The sequence below is a fragment of the Helicobacter bizzozeronii genome (assembly GCF_900196775.1).
GTDB classification, from domain to species: Bacteria; Campylobacterota; Campylobacteria; order Campylobacterales; family Helicobacteraceae; genus Helicobacter; species Helicobacter bizzozeronii.
The window spans coordinates 1-14,695 of the sequence record NZ_FZLB01000037.1; the positions used below are offsets into that span (position 1 = coordinate 1).

The window sequence follows — 14,695 nt, forward strand, 5'->3', positions numbered from 1 at the left end:
GGGCTTTAAAAATGTCTAAATCGGGGGTATAGGCATTACAAGGCTTTTGTGCGCCAAAAGCCCCCAAAATGCTAGAAAAAATCACACTTTGCTGGTAATCTTGCTTAATGGGTTTAAAATGGCGTGTGGCTTTAAAGGCATTATTAGCATAGACAATAAAGGGGACTTGTTTTTGCAAATCCGGGGCAATGAGGTAGGGCGTGCCATGCAAATACATGCCATGCTCGCCCAAACTCTCCCCATGGTCGCTCATATACAACAACAATGCGGGTTTGGGGCTGTGTTGCAAGGTATCCACCATGCGATCGAGCACTTGGTCGTTATAGGCAATGGTGTTATCATAGGCATTCACCAAACTTTCTACACTGCATGCATTGGGTTCGCTATGGGTGCAAAGGGGCTTAAAGGGGGCAAAATGGGGGGGCACTTTATCCACATACAGCGGTCCATGCGAGCCTTTAAGGTGCAAGATGATCAAAACATTATCCTTAGGGTAACGCTCCAACACATGGGGCAAGGCAAGGGCTAGGGCTCCATCAAAGCTTAAAATTTGGGGATCAATGCCCTTTTGTTTGAGCCACTCTTGCCAAAGGGATAAGGGGGGTTTCCAATCAATTTTCATGGGCGGTTCGGCATCATTGAGGCTGAGCCACACCACCTTAACCCCCTGTCTGTGTAAAAATGAGGGCAGATTTTCATAGCCGGCTTTGGGGGCGAGCATGCACGCCAGCGCGGCGGTGGTGTAGGTGGCACAGGAGGTGGCTTTGAGGGCTAGGATTTCATGGTTATCCATGCGTTTTTGTAATTTGGGTGTGGTGGCTCTAGGATAGCCATAAATGCCATAATTAGCCCGCCGAGCACTCTCGCCTATAGCCAAGACCACAATCGTGTTGTGGGCATGGATGGGGGTATTTTCTAAGAGTTTGGGGGGGCTTTGCTGGATCGCATGCAGAGCAACCCGCAGGGCATTGATGCTATAACTATAGGGCAGAGCCAACCCGCCGATATTTTTGGCATGGTGATCCAAAAAGAGCCATTGTTTGGCATGCGTGAAACTCCAAATGAAAAACACCAGTGCCGAGCCTAGAAAAATGCCCGCTTGGGTTTTTAGTTTTGGTTTGGCAATGGGGATGGCATAGAACAACCCAGCTAGCCCCAAGCCTAGCAACCCATAGAACCATAAATTCCCCCCCAAAAATGCGCCCGCCTCGTGGGTGTTGGTGTTAAAGACATTCCCCATCATCGCCCTAGTCAAAAAGACATGGTAGGTGTGGATAAAATAAAAGGCAAGGGCATTACACAGAGTCAAAAAAGCAAAAACAGCTTGCATGCATTTATTGCCCAACAAGGAAAGCGCGGCTAAAACCATGTTGGTGGTGCAAATATAGGCGATCGTTACGCTGATGACAACCCCCCACCCACCGCCATGTTTTAAAATATAATCCAAAAGAGGCTTATGGAAGAGCAAGAAAGAGATAAAACTATAAAATAAAAGCGTGGTCAAAAAGGGTAAGGGCTTTTTAAAAAATCTTAACAACACCAACTCCTAAAGCCCCACCCCATCAAATTCCTAACAATCCCCTTTATTTGCCTACATAGACTTGTCTGGGTCTTGTGATTCGGGCTTGGGAGTTTTTCACATGTTCTAAAAGTTGCGCGCACCAGCCCACCGTGCGCCCGATCACAAACACGGGGGTGAAAAACCGCGTGGGGATTTTCAAAGCCGTTAAGATCGTGCCCGAGTAAAAATCCACATTGGGGTAGAGGTTGCGGGAGATAAAGTATTCATCTTTCAAGGCGACCTCTTCAACTTTAGCGGCGATCTCATCGAGTCTAGGATTCATTTTAATGCCCTTGGCTTGTAGGTCGTCCTTGAGTTTCTTTAAAATCCGCGCTCTGGGATCGTAACTTTTATAGACCCGATGCCCAAAGCCCATGAGCTTAAAGGGATCATTTTTGTCTTTTACGCGGGCGATGTATTTTTCAACATTCTTAACATCCCCGATCTCCTCCATTTGGAGCAAGACTTTTTCATTAGCCCCGCCATGCAAATGCCCCCAAAGTGCACTAATGCCCGCACTGATAGCCGCATAAGGATGCACGCCTGTAGAGGCGACATTACGCACGGTGGTTGAAGAAGCGTTCTGCCCGTGATCGGCATGCAGGGTCAAAATCTTATCAAAGGCTTCGACCTCTAAGGGGGTGATTTCACTTTCGCCATGCAATTCGTGTTTTAAGCGCCCATGCGGGTAGGCTCTGAGCATGAATAAAATATTTTCAATATAGCTACGCCCCACATCGGGGTAAATAATGGGCGCACCGATCTCGTTGCGGTAACAAATAGCCGCTAGGGTGGGCATTTTAGCGACAATGCGCCTAGCCATCGTTTGGTAATCCTCTTCGGTGTTCATCACGGCATGATCAAAATAGAAGGTGGAGAGGATGGACACCCCGCTAGAAAGTTTTGCCATTGGGTGGGCATTGGTGGGGAAGGCAGCAAACATGTTCATCAAAGTCCCGTGGATAAAACTGCGGTGGCGCAATTCCAGCTCAAACTCCAGCGACTCGCTTTCATTTTTGGGCAGTTCGTCAGTGAGCAAAAGCTTACACACATCGACATATTTATACTTGGCAACCAGCTCTTCAATGGGATATCCCTTGTAGTAGAGCTCGCCTTTTTTGCCATCGATGTAACTAATGGTGGATTTGCACCCCGCTGTAGAAGAATAACCCGGATCATAAGAGACCATCCCCGCACTCTCATAGAGTTTAGAAAAATCAATGGCTAGGGGACCCCTTGTGCTAGCGATCGTCCCAAACTCAAACTTTTCACCGGTTTCATTATTGGTTAGTGTGATTGACATGGATTTCCTTTTTACCCCATTATACAGGATCAAATATTATTAAACATTGAAGTATCCCTGCATGCCAAGAATGCTTGCCCCTTAGGCGTGTTTTAATGTGTAAAAATAACCTAGCATGCAATATTAGATTTTCTGTGCTAGAATGTTAAAAAATCTTTAAGGAGAGTTTTTATGTCTTACAACCCTAAGTATTTGTCTTTGCCCACAGAGGGGGAAGCCATCAGTGTTAAGGAGGGCAAATTGCATGTGCCCAATAACCCCATCATTCCCTTTATTGAGGGCGATGGTATTGGCGTGGATATTACCCCGGTAATGCGTAAAGTGGTGGATGCCGCCGTGCAAAAAGCCTATCAGGGCGCAAAAAAGATCGCTTGGTATGAGGTCTTTGTGGGGGAAAAATGTTACAACAAATTTAAGGAGCACGCAGAACTGAGCCTTGAGGAACAATGGCTACTGCCCGACACCATCGAGGCGATCAACCATTTTAAGGTGTCTATTAAAGGCCCCCTCACCACGCCCGTAGGTGAGGGCTTTAGGTCGCTCAATGTCGCTTTGCGCCAAAAAATGGATTTGTATGTCTGCTTGCGCCCCGTGCGTTGGTATTCAAGCCCTAGTCCGGTAAAAGAGCCGCAAAAAGTAGATATGGTGATTTTCCGTGAAAATAGCGAGGACATTTACGCCGGGATCGAGTTTAACCAAGATAGCCCAGAGGCTAAAAAGCTCATCAAGTTTTTACAAGAGGAGTTGCATGTCAAAAAAATCCGCTTCCCCCAAACCAGTAGCATAGGCATTAAGCCCATTAGCCTAGAGGGCACAGAACGGCTTGTGCGCAAGGCGATTCAATACACCATCGACAACGATCGCAATAGCCTCACTTTCGTGCATAAGGGCAATATTATGAAATACACGGAGGGGGCGTTTATGAAATGGGGCTATGCCCTAGCCCAAAGAGAATTTGGGGCAAAAGTGCTAGACAAGGGTCCTTGGTGTGTGCTTAAAAACCCCAAAACCGGTAAAGAAATTGTGATTAAAGACATGATTGCCGATGCTTTCTTGCAACAAATCTTACTGCGTCCGGCCGAATACGATGTGATCGCCACGATGAACCTCAATGGGGATTATATCTCAGATGCGTTAGCCGCAATGGTAGGAGGGATTGGGATTGCTCCGGGAGCTAACATGAATGACAGCGTAGCGATGTTTGAAGCCACGCACGGGACTGCGCCCAAATACGCCGGACAAAATAAAGTCAACCCCGGTTCTATCATTTTGAGCGCAGAAATGATGTTACGCCACATGGGCTGGGTAGAAGCAGCCGATTTGATTGTCAAAGGCATGCAAAAAGCCATTGAGAGCAAAAAAGTTACTTATGATTTCGCTCGCTTGATGGAGGGCGCAACCGAAGTTTCTAGCTCAGAATTTGGCGAGGTGATTATCGCGCATTTATAGGGAACGGGGGGCAAATAGGAGGGGTGGCATGTCTTGTTGGGGGTTGTCTTGAGTGGGTATTGATTTTTGGGGGTGGTTAAGTGCTGATCAAGTTTTGTTGCGAGGAGAACAGATGAAACAAGTCGGTAAGATTTATGATGCGCCCTCTAAACATTGGGTGGGCAATGGGTTTTATGTCGCCTCCATGTTTAGTTACCATGATACGCACAAAAATTGCGATCCATTTTTGCTTTTAGACTACAACGCACCCTACCATTTTAAAGGAGGTGGGGGGGAGTTTGGTGTGGGATCACACCCGCATAAGGGCTTTGAGACGGTTACGATTGCCTATAGTGGCGAAGTGGAACATGCCGATTCGCATGGGGGAGGCGGGGTTATCACCCCTGGAGATGTGCAATGGATGACGGCAGGCTCTGGCATCATCCACCAAGAATTTTACTCCCAAAAATTTTCCAAAGAGGGTGGGGTGTTTGAAATGGTGCAACTTTGGGTGAATTTGCCCAAAGCCCATAAATTAACCCCGCCCAAATACCAAGCAATTAGCGCACAAGATATCCCAAGTGTGCCTTTAGAGGGCACAAGCAAAACACGAGTCATTGCAGGGGAGTTAAGGGGCGTTAAAGGCCCGGCAACAACCTTTTCTCCCATTAATCTATGGGATTTAAGAGCACACAAGGGCGATACTTTGTGCTTGGATATTCCAAACGGGCATAATGTCTTGATGTTAGTTCTTGATGGTGTGTTGGCATTAGAAGGGCATCAAGCTCACCATGAACAACTCATCACCTTCCAAAAAGGGGGATCACAGATCAATTTTTCTACCCTTGAAAAAGCTAAGGTGCTTGTGCTCACAGGCGAACCCTTGGATGAGCCTATCGTTGGATACGGACCCTTTGTGATGAATACCCAACAAGAAATTGCACAAGCCATAGAGGACATGCGCTCAGGGCGTTTTGGGAATCTTTAAGACAGATCGATCTGTTTTCCTCTCTATGCCAAAGAGAGGAGGCGCACCAGCGACCCCTAAAGTCAAGAATTCTTAAGTTGTTCTAAACGCTCTTTTTTGCTCCCAATATCGGTGATTTGAATCCCAAAGTTACCATCCACAATCACCACCTCGCCCTTAGCAATCACCTTGTCATCTACCAAAATTTCTAAGGGGTCATTGACCATTTGGTTGAGCTCGACCACACTGCCAATATCCATGGACACGACATCTTTTAAGATCATCTTTTTTTGCCCGATCCGCACCCGCACATTCAGCTTGACATCTAAAAGCATGTTGATGTTGCGCGCCTCAACTTGCTCTAAGGGGTGATCCCCCTCCATGCGCTCGCTTCTTTGCACCACGGGGATACTGGGCATGGAGGGAGCGGGTCTACCCTTAGGGACATTTTGGGGGGCTTCTTTTTTATTGAAAATATCAATGAAGACTCCCCCACAGAAAATAAAAAAGCTCGATTCGATCTTATCTAGCGCAAAACTAAATTCATACCCATCGCTATAAGGGTCGAGCAGGGCAGCATCGTGGGCAAAAACGGCTTGTTTGGCTTCAAAACTCAATTTGGGCATGACCTCTTGAGAACTCAAAGCAGTGGTGAGCGCACCAAAGACATTGGAGCCAATTTCTTTAATGGCATCTAGATCATCAGCTTCTAAAGCCTCTTTACTCACCCCCTCCCCCCCCACCATCAAATCCGCTAGAGCGGTCGCCATGGGCACGGGGATAGCCAGTGTGATGGTGAGATTGGCTTTTGAATTGATTTGGATGGTAACAGAGGCATGTTCGATAAAGATAAAATCCCCCACGGAGATTTCACTTTTTAACGCCACTTCCGGAGTTTTGCCTAGCAACCCCCCCACGGTTGAGGTAAATTCCTGCACAAAGAGTTTTAAAAAATCCGCAATCATTCTTCTTCCTCCTTAATGTTGCCAATTTTGACTTTTCGTTGGTTTTCCAAGACTTCCAAGACCTCTTTGACGCGGTCTTTTTCGGTTTGGATCACTTCTTTAATGCGAATCGTCTTGCGATAGCCCCGATAGCCCACGGTTGCCAAGTAACGCTCTTTGTTGTCGATACTCACCACCACGACATCATTAGCCACCTTATTTAAGCGGAGCGTATCCCCCACATTCAAATCCAAAATTTCGCGCAAGGTGAGCTTAACCCCCCCTAAAAAGGCGGATACATCTACGCTTGCCCCCCCCACTAGGGCTTGTAACTCTTTATTGCGGCTTTTTTTAGAGCTGGTCTCGGTGAGCATCACATCGCGATTGCCCATTTTAGACAAAATCCCCTCAATGGAGATGACCGGGTAGCACAGATTCATCATCCCCCTAGAATGCCCGATGGCAATCTCCATCACCACCATGATCACGATCTCATTTTGCGCCACAATTTGCACGACATTGGCACTTGATTCCTTGGCATCAATGGTGGGGAAAAACTCGGTAACCGGACTCCAAATGTCCTTTAAAATCTGCATCACTTGTTTTAAAACCGTGTCTAGCAAATTTAATTCAATATCGCTAAATTCACGGGTTTGATCGTAGGTGCTCCCCTTGCCCCCTAGAAGCCTATCAATCATGGGAAACACAATGCTAGGATTAACCTCTAAAACTCCATTGCCCCCCACGGGCTTCATCGAAAAGACATTAAAACTTGTGGGGCTAGGCAAACTCATTAAAAATTCCCCATAAGTCATTTGATCCACGCTGTGTAATTGGATCTCCACAATGGAGCGCATGATCGCTGAAACTTGGCTAGAGAGGCTGCGTGCCATTTTGTCATGGATACTGCGGAAAGATCGCAACTGCTCCTTGCTCACCCGATTAGGGCGTTTGAAGTCATAGAGGGTGATCTGTTTTTGGGGGAGAATCTCATGCTTTTGGAGGGTATTGACATCATCGGACTCATCGACCACCTCTAAAAGCGCATCGATCTCTTCTTGGCTTAGAATATCAGCCATGCACGCCTCCTAGCGATTTTCTAATCTTTTTGATCACCTCTTTGATGATCTGTGAGATTCGCGACTCGGTGATCCCTAAGATGTCTTTGATCTCACTGAGATTGAGTTCTTCAAAAAAATAAAGCTGGATAACCAGTTGTTCGCGATTGGACATGGTCTTTAAGATCGCCTGAATCGCGCCCACCAACTCTTCAAATTCTAACTTTTTGCTGATGGTGTCTTGTTCGATGGCGTTAAACTGCTCGTCCATAGGCACATGCGCATAAATATCAGAGGCGATCTTAGCATCTCTGATCTTGCTAATATCCTCTTGTAAGACCTCTGCTAAATAAACATCATCGGGTTCTTCGCCATGCTCATTAAAATATTTGGAGACCTCGTAATCGATGTTTTTAATGAGTTTCCTAGAGGAGCGCGAAACCACATCTAAAGAGCGCAAATAGTCCAACATCGCCCCATTCACGCGGGTTTTGGCATACCCCCAAAACGAATCGTTCAACGAGATGTCATAACGCCTAGAGAGTTTGATGAGCTCCTCTGTGCCCACAGACACCAAATCATTAAAATCTACCGAGCTAGGCAGGCGTTCTTTAAGCCGAAAAGCCATCGAGCGCACGGCGGGCAAATACTGGATCGCTAACTCATCTTGGGAGTTTTGGATCTGGTCATCGTAAGAAGACCCCTTTTGGCGGATCGCTCTCACGGGTTACCCCTCATCAAACTCGTAAGTATGGACATACTTTAACAAATCGTCAATCTCTTTTTCGCGTTGGGTGAATTCTTTATTGAAATAAACCAAACGGCGTTCTAATTCCGCTTTGTTTAAAAACTTCTTACGCGGATTGACAAAGCCCATATAAATGGACGCAAAGAATAAAATGATGAGATAAAACCCCACGGTGGCGACCAAAGTCCCAAATAACACAAATTCGGGCTGATCGAATTTTAACAAAGAGAGAATCAAGCCGATGAAAAACCCGCCCACAATGGAGAAGTTGATAAAGTTTTCTAATTTCATCTCGCACCTCACAAATAGCGCAACAAGCGCCTGAAAAACCCGATAAAATTATCTTTGGGGGTTTCTAGCACGCCCTGTTCCAATTTTAGGGTTAGGATTTTAACAATTTGGTTCATGGCAAATGAAAAGGCGTTAAAAGGCTCGCTTTTGCACAGAAGTTTGCGGTTTTTAATCGATTGCTTGATGGCGTTGTTATTTTGGATATAGCCCAAGTAGTTTAAGGTCATGTTGGGGATATTTTCTTTTGCCACTCTCTGGATTCCTCCAAAAATCTGCAAACTCTTTTCAGCCGAGTCTACCATATTGACCAAAACAAAGACATTATCTTTTGTCTTGGAATTGACCTTGATCGTGGTGTAGGCATCGGTGATGGCGGCTGGATCGGAAGTGGTGATCACCACCACCGAATCGCTGGCGCGCAAAAAAGCTTGGGTGAATTCCCCAATCCCTGCCCCCGTATCAATGATCATGTAATCCAGATCGTCCAAAATGTTTTGTTCATCCACAAAGCTATCTAAAATCTCTTGGCTGACATACTTAAAAATCTCTTCCCCGCTATCCCCGGGCACCAAATAAAACCCCTCTTCAATGGGATAGACCACATCGCTAAAACGCACCTCCCCCCTTAGGGCGTGTAAAATGTTTTTGGTGGTCTTGATCCCAAAAATAATATCCAAATTGGCTAGCCCAATATCGGCATCCAGCACGCCCACCTTGTAGCCAGCCTTAAACAAACAATAGGCTAGATTAGCACTAATGGTGCTTTTGCCCACCCCCCCCTTACCGCTCGTGATCGCCACAAACTTTGTCTTGCCCTTGTTGTTAAAAATGCTTCTGGGCTCCATGATGTTTTCTAAGCCGCTTGCTTGATTATGCTTCATGGATTTTTCCTACCCGGGTGGGAAAACCCATCCAACATGCAATCCACCAAGTAATCATTGCTGGCGACCAATAAATCCGCTGGGACTTCTTGCCCAATAGAAAGATAGCTAATGGGCTTTTTGCTCTCATAGACCAATGAAAATAAATTCCCAAACCCCCGACTCTCATCTAGCTTTGTAAAAATCAGGCTATCAATCTCTAAGGGGCTAAAGGCGTTGTAAATGTCCTTTAAATCCTCGTATTTGGTGGTGAGCGACAACACTAAGGTCGTATCGATTTTATAACCATGTTCGGTGAATTTCTTCAAATTCTCAATCTTTTTCTTGTCATGCTGGGAATGCCCGGTGGTGTCGATCAAAATCACATCGCAATACTCCAAAGCCTCCATCTCTTTAGCAAAATCCTCCGAATCCATCACGGTTTCAATGCTAATTTTCATCTTTTTGGCATACCACATGAGTTGTTCGACTGCCCCGATTCGGTAGGTGTCTAAGGTCAAAATCCCCACCTTATACTTTTGGTTTAACAACTTGGAGTAACGCGCAGCTAGCTTGGCTAAAGTCGTGGTTTTGCCCACACCCGTAGGGCCCACCAACATTAAAATCTTTTTGTAATTGGGGTCCAAGCCCTCATGGCGGCAATAGATCATTTTGCGTAAGACCTCTCTAAAATAACGCTTGACCGTTACAGAGTTTTCCCGCATTTTAACGGGCATCAGCTCCAAGCTCAAACGCATGATCTCATCTAGGTGCATTTTATGCATGCCACTATGTTTAGCCAAGCGGTAAATCTCGGCAAACTCTTGGGGGATGAAGAGCCCTTGCTCCTTTTCCTCGCTCCACACCATGTTTCGGATCAGCTTCAAATTATCGTTGATCTTATTCAACTCACCTTTAATGGAGTGCAAGCCCTCATCGGGTTTGTTAGCTGGGGGCGGGGGGCTTTTGGCTTGCTCTCTGGCTTGGGCATCTTTTAAGCTGCTTTGGGCAATTTGGGTTAAGCCCTTAGGCACGCTCAGTGTGGGCGGGGATTCTTCTTGATTTTCCACACCGGCTAACTTGCGCATCTCCTTAATGGCTTCAGAGAGTTCCAAATCTACCGCTTCTTGAGGGGGAGGGGCTTTGGGGGACTCAGGGCGCACACTCTGCAAGGCTTGATCCAAGCGTTCTTGCATGTTATTGCTCTTAGGGGGTTTGTTCTCCTCGGCAGGTTTATCCACAGCGACCACCACTTCATACAGCCCGGGCTCTGTCAATGTTTTCTTGCGAATCTCTTTGGCTTTCACCACCAAAGCATTGTGCCCATGCTCACTTTGGGCTAATTTGAGTGCTTCAGCGGTGGTCTCCCCGCTATAAGTGTAAAGTTTCATGATTCTCTCCAAGCCAAATGCCCCAAGATCAAGGGCACAAGAACCGATTCACGCCGACTCCACTCAGGGTGGGGTAACATGCGGTGTGCTTGCCTAGATACGAGGCGGTTAAAAAAAATCACATCAATATCAAGGGTGCGGGGCGCATTTTTAAAGGCACGCTTACGGCTACGCCCCCAGCGTCTCTCTAAGTAAAAGATGAGGCTGAATAATTCTAGGACGCTCAATGCGGTTTTAAAAGAAAGGGTTGCGTTGTAAAAATGGGCTTGGTGGTGGTAACCAAAGGGCGGGTTGAGATAGAGGGGTGAAGAGGTCAATAAAGAAAAAGCGCGGTGTCTAGCAAACCACAACCAAAGCCACTCAAAAATCTTTTTAGAATCGCCCACATTGCTCCCTATGCCCAGCGTTGCTGTATTCTTCAAATCCCACGCACGCCCGCATTTTTTGGGGAAAAACGGAGAATAGACCAGCGTGCGCATCCACTCTTAAAGAATCTGCGCCCTTGAATCGTGCACGACCACGAGATCCTCAATCCTAATCCCATACTTGCCCGGAATATAAATCCCGGGTTCAATAGAGAAAACCATGCCCTCTTCAATCACCATTTGGCTTCTGGGCGAAATGAAGGGCAATTCATGGATGTCTAATCCAATCCCATGCCCAGTGCCATGCCCAAAAAAACGCCCATACCCACTTTTTTCAATCACGCCCCGCGCGATGGCATCGATTTGCTGGCCTGTCATGCCCGCCCGTAATTGCTCAATCGTGCGATCGTGGGCTTGGCGCACAATGTCATAAATCTTTTGCAACTCAGGATCATTAAAGCGTTGGGCTCTCTCAAAATCTAAACTCCCATCAAAAAGGGCACAACGGGTGCGATCCGAGCAATAACGCTGGTATTTTAAGCCCATATCCATTAAAAGCAAATCGCCCTTTCTAAGGTGGGTTTGCGAATCGGGGAGGGCATGGGGTTTGGCCGCATTGGCATTGATGGCAACAATGGGCTCAAAACTCAAATCATAAACCCCTTGGTGGGTTAGAAATTCCTTGACCTTGAATTGCAAAAACGCCTCGCTAGGCTCAGACAAGCTTTGCACACAGCTAGCAAACTCCTTTAATGCCCGCACATTAAGACTCTGAGATTGCTTGAGCAAAGCGATTTGTTCGGGAGTTTTCACTATGCGTTGTTTGCGGTGGTAATCTAGCTCCCCTACTAACTTCTCCCCCAAATGCGCCTCTAGGCGTTGGTAATTTTGCAAGGTGATTTGGGCGGGGTCAAAATAAAGTTTGTTAGGCGGGGTTTTTTGCACCAAATCGATCATGTGCGCCCACAAGTCTGCGCCCTCCACCACCTCAACCCCCCCTTGCACTTGCGCGCGCGCCTCTAGGGTGTATCTAGAGTCTGTGATAAAAAACGCGCAATCCTCAAGTTGCAAAAAAATTGCGTGATCACAGCTATACCCACATGCAAAATATTGGGCGCTCTCATTGGTGGTGAAATGCGCCACTACTGCCCTCTAGACTCAAGTGAGGGGTTTTGGTTGCCTTGGCTTTCCTTAAGGGCTTTGAATTCAATGAGGATTTGTTTCATCGCAATTAAAGCCATGTGGTAACCAAGAGCCCCAAACCCCGTGATTACGCCCGCACTCACCATGCCTGTGTAACTGGTTCGTCTAAAGTCCTCACGCGCAAAAATATTGGTCAAATGCACCTCAATTACGGGCATATCAGCCAACATGATCGCATCGCCAATGGCAATCGAAGTGTGGGAGAAAGCCCCGGGATTAATCACAATGCCCTCATAGTCGCTCCCCACGCACTCTTGAATTTTATCAATAATTTCGCCCTCAAAATTGCTTTGGAAAAACTCCAGCTCCAAATCATTTTGTTTGGCAAAATCTTCCATGTTGTCATGGATTTGATCCAAAGTGATGGGTCCATAGAGTCTGGGGTCTCTATGCCCCAACATGTTGAGGTTAGGTCCTTGAATCACCAAAATTTTCATGCCATTCTCCTTACCAAGTGAAAGATTAAAGAGGTCATTATAGCATAAAACTCCCGTTTAAAGCCCAAAGGCTTAGAGTGTGAAATTATGGACAATCTTTTGGAGATTTTGGGCAGTAACCTCTAGGGTGCTAATTTCTTTGGTGTTGCCCAACATCGATGCCGCCACCTCGTGCGCCATGCGGGCGATCTGATTGACCTTATCAGCGATGTTCTCAATGCTTTGGTGCTGATCTTTGGAGTAAGACACGACATTTTTGGCATCTTTTAAGGAATGGGTGGCTTTGTCATAAATGGCTTCTAGGGCATAGGATGCGCCATCGACATTGTCCTTGCTTTTTTTGATCTCAGCGACCATGTTTTCTATACTGCCCACCGATCTTTTGGTCTCCTCTTGAATGAGCTGGATGATGTGGTTGATCTCTTGGGTGGCTTTGCCCGTGTGTTCGGCTAACTTGCGAATCTCATCAGCCACCACTGCAAAACCCCGCCCATGCTCGCCTGCGCGTGCTGCCTCAATAGCGGCATTTAAGGCTAATAAATTGGTCTGATCGGCAATGTCTTGAATCAACCCAGCACTATTGCCAATATTTTGCACATGCTGGTCTAGGGATTGGATTTGGGTGGCCGAATCTGCAGCACCACGGCTAATACCCACCATGCTTTGGGCGGTCTCCTGCATAGCCTCCTTGCCTTTTTGACTCAATTCCACGCTTTGGAGCGAATTGGCCTCTGTTTGCTCGACAATGTTACGCACGCATTTGACGCTCTCTTGGACTTCTTGCATGCATTGTGTGAGCTGGTTTGTCATGTCCTCTTGCTTGTTGGCATTTTCTTGGGAGAGGCGGGACAAATTAGCAATGAGACTAGATTTATCAGAAATATCACTAGAAGATCGGCTAATTTGCGTGATGATCTCAATCATGGAATGTTGCATGTCCCCCAGTGCATCCAGTGCGCTGCCTTCAAACTTGGTTTGGACGGGCTTAGAGAGATCGCCCTTTGCCACCAAAGCAATGATCTGCTTGAGTTGCAAGGGTTCAGCACCCAAAGCGCGCATGATATTGCGCACAATCATAAAGGCAAGTCCCATGCCCGCAAGTGCAGCCAGCAAGGTTAAAAAGATCATCAATGTGCTAAAACCGCTGGCAATATCGCGCGCCATCGGTGTGAGTTGTCTGTTGAGATATTCTTCATAATCAATCAAGGCATTGACAGCGGCCAACCACTTGACAAAATTAGGCCCTGTTTCTTGGCTCAAAAACTGCGCCGCCTTTTTTTCATCTTGGCGTTTTAACGCAATGGTTTTTTCGATTTGGGGGAGAGTGATGGCTTCTATATGGTTGATATTCTCGACTAACTTTTTTTCTTGGCTGCTGATATGATCGGCTAGCTGGGTAAAAATCCCCTGCATGAGGGCTTTATTTTTCTGATAATCTCCATAGAGCTTGTCAATCAAATCGATTTGCTTTTGCATATAGGCATCATCTTGTGCCAACACCACATCCCGAATCGCAATGGATCGATCATGCACGCTGCCTCTGAGATTGATCGCATAGCGTTGCTTGACCGCATTAAAGTCTGTCAGTTCCGTTAAAATGTGATTGATACTATGCACTCTAGATACGCCCACAATCGTAACAATCACCATTAAAAAAATGATCACACCAAAACCCCCATAGAGCTTTTGGGATACACTTAATTTACTCATGAATTTCTCCTCAATTTCTTGTTTTAAATTGTATGCTAGATTAAAGGTTAATTGCTATGAAACTCTGTCTATTATAATACAAGGATGTGTGGTTTGGGCAATATGTCTTAAAATATCCGTTTTGGACTTAGCCTAAATTAAAGCGCATAATGCTACAATGATGCATGCGTATTGACAAATTTTTAAATGCTACCAATATCACTAAGCGGCGTGCAATCGCGCTGGACATGCTCAAAGAGGGCGTGGTTTTTTTAAATGGCGCGCCTGTCAAGCCCAGTAAAGAGGTTAAAATAGGCGATGTGCTCCAAATTAAGTATTTGGATCGCTCCAAGTCTTACCGCGTGCTAGCTATCCCCACGCTTAAAACCATTCCTAAAGCCCAAAGCCATCTGTTCGTGCAAGAATTAGAATAAATCCCAATAGAAAGGT

Annotated in this window: 15 protein-coding genes; 3 read left to right on the forward strand and 12 right to left on the reverse strand. The window is 46.3% G+C overall.

Annotation, left to right across the window (positions count from 1 at the left end):
- Together C5684_RS04615 and C5684_RS04620 are read right to left on the reverse strand one after the other, a co-directional pair.
- On the reverse strand, nt 1-1,537 hold a 1,537-nt coding region (locus tag C5684_RS04615), incomplete at its 3' end, for a sulfatase-like hydrolase/transferase (RefSeq protein ID WP_104639553.1).
- Nucleotides 1,538-1,583: 46 nt separating this feature from the next.
- Nucleotides 1,584-2,864 (reverse strand): citrate synthase, encoded by a 1,281-nt coding sequence (locus tag C5684_RS04620; RefSeq protein WP_013890021.1) that lies wholly within the window; start codon nt 2,862-2,864, stop codon nt 1,584-1,586.
- A 171-nt stretch (nt 2,865-3,035) separates the two neighbouring features.
- On the opposite strand from C5684_RS04620, the gene icd reads away from it, so the two are divergent.
- The gene (icd, locus tag C5684_RS04625; RefSeq protein WP_104639554.1) at nt 3,036-4,313 is read left to right on the forward strand and encodes an isocitrate dehydrogenase (NADP(+)); all 1,278 of its coding nucleotides are present in this window, start codon (nt 3,036-3,038) and stop codon (nt 4,311-4,313) included.
- A gap of 112 nt (nt 4,314-4,425) precedes the next feature.
- A complete protein-coding gene (locus C5684_RS04630) occupies nt 4,426-5,280 on the forward strand; it encodes a pirin family protein (RefSeq protein WP_104639555.1) in 855 nt (284 codons plus the stop codon).
- 62 nt (nt 5,281-5,342) lie between these two features.
- On the opposite strand, the gene fliY is transcribed toward C5684_RS04630, so the two are convergent.
- The 10 genes from fliY to C5684_RS04680 all read right to left on the reverse strand — a co-directional run bounded on the left by fliY (nt 5,343) and on the right by C5684_RS04680 (nt 14,266).
- Nucleotides 5,343-6,224, reverse strand: coding sequence for a flagellar motor switch protein FliY (gene fliY / locus C5684_RS04635; protein ID WP_006017862.1), 882 nt, complete (start codon nt 6,222-6,224; stop codon nt 5,343-5,345).
- Nucleotides 6,221-7,282 (reverse strand): flagellar motor switch protein FliM, encoded by a 1,062-nt coding sequence (fliM, locus tag C5684_RS04640; protein ID WP_013890026.1) that lies wholly within the window; start codon nt 7,280-7,282, stop codon nt 6,221-6,223. Before fliM ends, fliY begins: the two co-directional genes overlap by 4 nt.
- On the reverse strand, nt 7,275-7,985 hold the full coding sequence (locus tag C5684_RS04645) for an RNA polymerase sigma factor FliA (protein ID WP_013890027.1): 711 nt from the start codon (nt 7,983-7,985) through the stop codon (nt 7,275-7,277). Before C5684_RS04645 ends, fliM begins: the two co-directional genes overlap by 8 nt.
- Before the next feature lie 3 nt (nt 7,986-7,988).
- The gene (locus C5684_RS04650; RefSeq protein ID WP_006017866.1) at nt 7,989-8,300 is read right to left on the reverse strand and encodes a hypothetical protein; all 312 of its coding nucleotides are present in this window, start codon (nt 8,298-8,300) and stop codon (nt 7,989-7,991) included.
- A gap of 8 nt (nt 8,301-8,308) precedes the next feature.
- Nucleotides 8,309-9,181 (reverse strand): MinD/ParA family protein, encoded by an 873-nt coding sequence (locus C5684_RS04655; protein ID WP_013890028.1) that lies wholly within the window; start codon nt 9,179-9,181, stop codon nt 8,309-8,311.
- Nucleotides 9,178-10,551, reverse strand: coding sequence for a flagellar biosynthesis protein FlhF (gene flhF / locus C5684_RS04660; protein ID WP_104639556.1), 1,374 nt, complete (start codon nt 10,549-10,551; stop codon nt 9,178-9,180). The genes C5684_RS04655 and flhF overlap by 4 nt, the downstream gene beginning before the upstream one ends.
- Nucleotides 10,548-11,030: a 2-amino-4-hydroxy-6-hydroxymethyldihydropteridine diphosphokinase gene (gene folK, locus C5684_RS04665; protein ID WP_104639557.1), complete on the reverse strand. Its 483-nt coding sequence runs from the start codon at nt 11,028-11,030 to the stop codon at nt 10,548-10,550. The genes flhF and folK overlap by 4 nt, the downstream gene beginning before the upstream one ends.
- Nucleotides 11,031-11,036: 6 nt before the next feature.
- A complete protein-coding gene (locus C5684_RS04670; RefSeq protein ID WP_104639558.1) occupies nt 11,037-12,059 on the reverse strand; it encodes an aminopeptidase P family protein in 1,023 nt (340 codons plus the stop codon).
- A complete protein-coding gene (gene aroQ / locus C5684_RS04675) occupies nt 12,059-12,556 on the reverse strand; it encodes a type II 3-dehydroquinate dehydratase (protein ID WP_013890032.1) in 498 nt (165 codons plus the stop codon). Before aroQ ends, C5684_RS04670 begins: the two co-directional genes overlap by 1 nt.
- A gap of 72 nt (nt 12,557-12,628) precedes the next feature.
- Nucleotides 12,629-14,266 carry a methyl-accepting chemotaxis protein gene (locus C5684_RS04680; protein ID WP_104639559.1) on the reverse strand — a complete coding sequence of 546 codons (1,638 nt, stop codon included), beginning with the start codon at nt 14,264-14,266 and terminating at the stop codon, nt 12,629-12,631.
- A gap of 164 nt (nt 14,267-14,430) precedes the next feature.
- On the opposite strand from C5684_RS04680, the gene C5684_RS04685 reads away from it, so the two are divergent.
- Complete coding sequence (locus C5684_RS04685; protein WP_104639560.1) at nt 14,431-14,679, forward strand: RNA-binding S4 domain-containing protein; 249 nt, start codon at nt 14,431-14,433, stop codon at nt 14,677-14,679.
- The last annotated feature ends 16 nt before the right edge of the window (nt 14,680-14,695 follow it).

Bases quoted from the DNA above. Each gene is read 5' to 3' on its own strand.
- C5684_RS04620 (WP_013890021.1), bottom strand. From the start codon at position 2,864: ATGTCAATCACACTAACCAATAATGAAACCGGTGAAAAGTTTGAGTTT.
- fliY (WP_006017862.1), bottom strand. From the start codon at position 6,224: ATGATTGCGGATTTTTTAAAACTCTTTGTGCAGGAATTTACCTCAACC.
- C5684_RS04650 (WP_006017866.1), bottom strand. From the start codon at position 8,300: ATGAAATTAGAAAACTTTATCAACTTCTCCATTGTGGGCGGGTTTTTC.
- aroQ (WP_013890032.1), bottom strand. From the start codon at position 12,556: ATGAAAATTTTGGTGATTCAAGGACCTAACCTCAACATGTTGGGGCAT.
- icd (WP_104639554.1), top strand. From the start codon at position 3,036: ATGTCTTACAACCCTAAGTATTTGTCTTTGCCCACAGAGGGGGAAGCC.
- C5684_RS04680 (WP_104639559.1), bottom strand. From the start codon at position 14,266: ATGAGTAAATTAAGTGTATCCCAAAAGCTCTATGGGGGTTTTGGTGTG.
- C5684_RS04685 (WP_104639560.1), top strand. From the start codon at position 14,431: ATGCGTATTGACAAATTTTTAAATGCTACCAATATCACTAAGCGGCGT.
- fliM (WP_013890026.1), bottom strand. From the start codon at position 7,282: ATGGCTGATATTCTAAGCCAAGAAGAGATCGATGCGCTTTTAGAGGTG.
- folK (WP_104639557.1), bottom strand. From the start codon at position 11,030: ATGCGCACGCTGGTCTATTCTCCGTTTTTCCCCAAAAAATGCGGGCGT.
- C5684_RS04655 (WP_013890028.1), bottom strand. From the start codon at position 9,181: ATGAAGCATAATCAAGCAAGCGGCTTAGAAAACATCATGGAGCCCAGA.
- C5684_RS04630 (WP_104639555.1), top strand. From the start codon at position 4,426: ATGAAACAAGTCGGTAAGATTTATGATGCGCCCTCTAAACATTGGGTG.
- flhF (WP_104639556.1), bottom strand. From the start codon at position 10,551: ATGAAACTTTACACTTATAGCGGGGAGACCACCGCTGAAGCACTCAAA.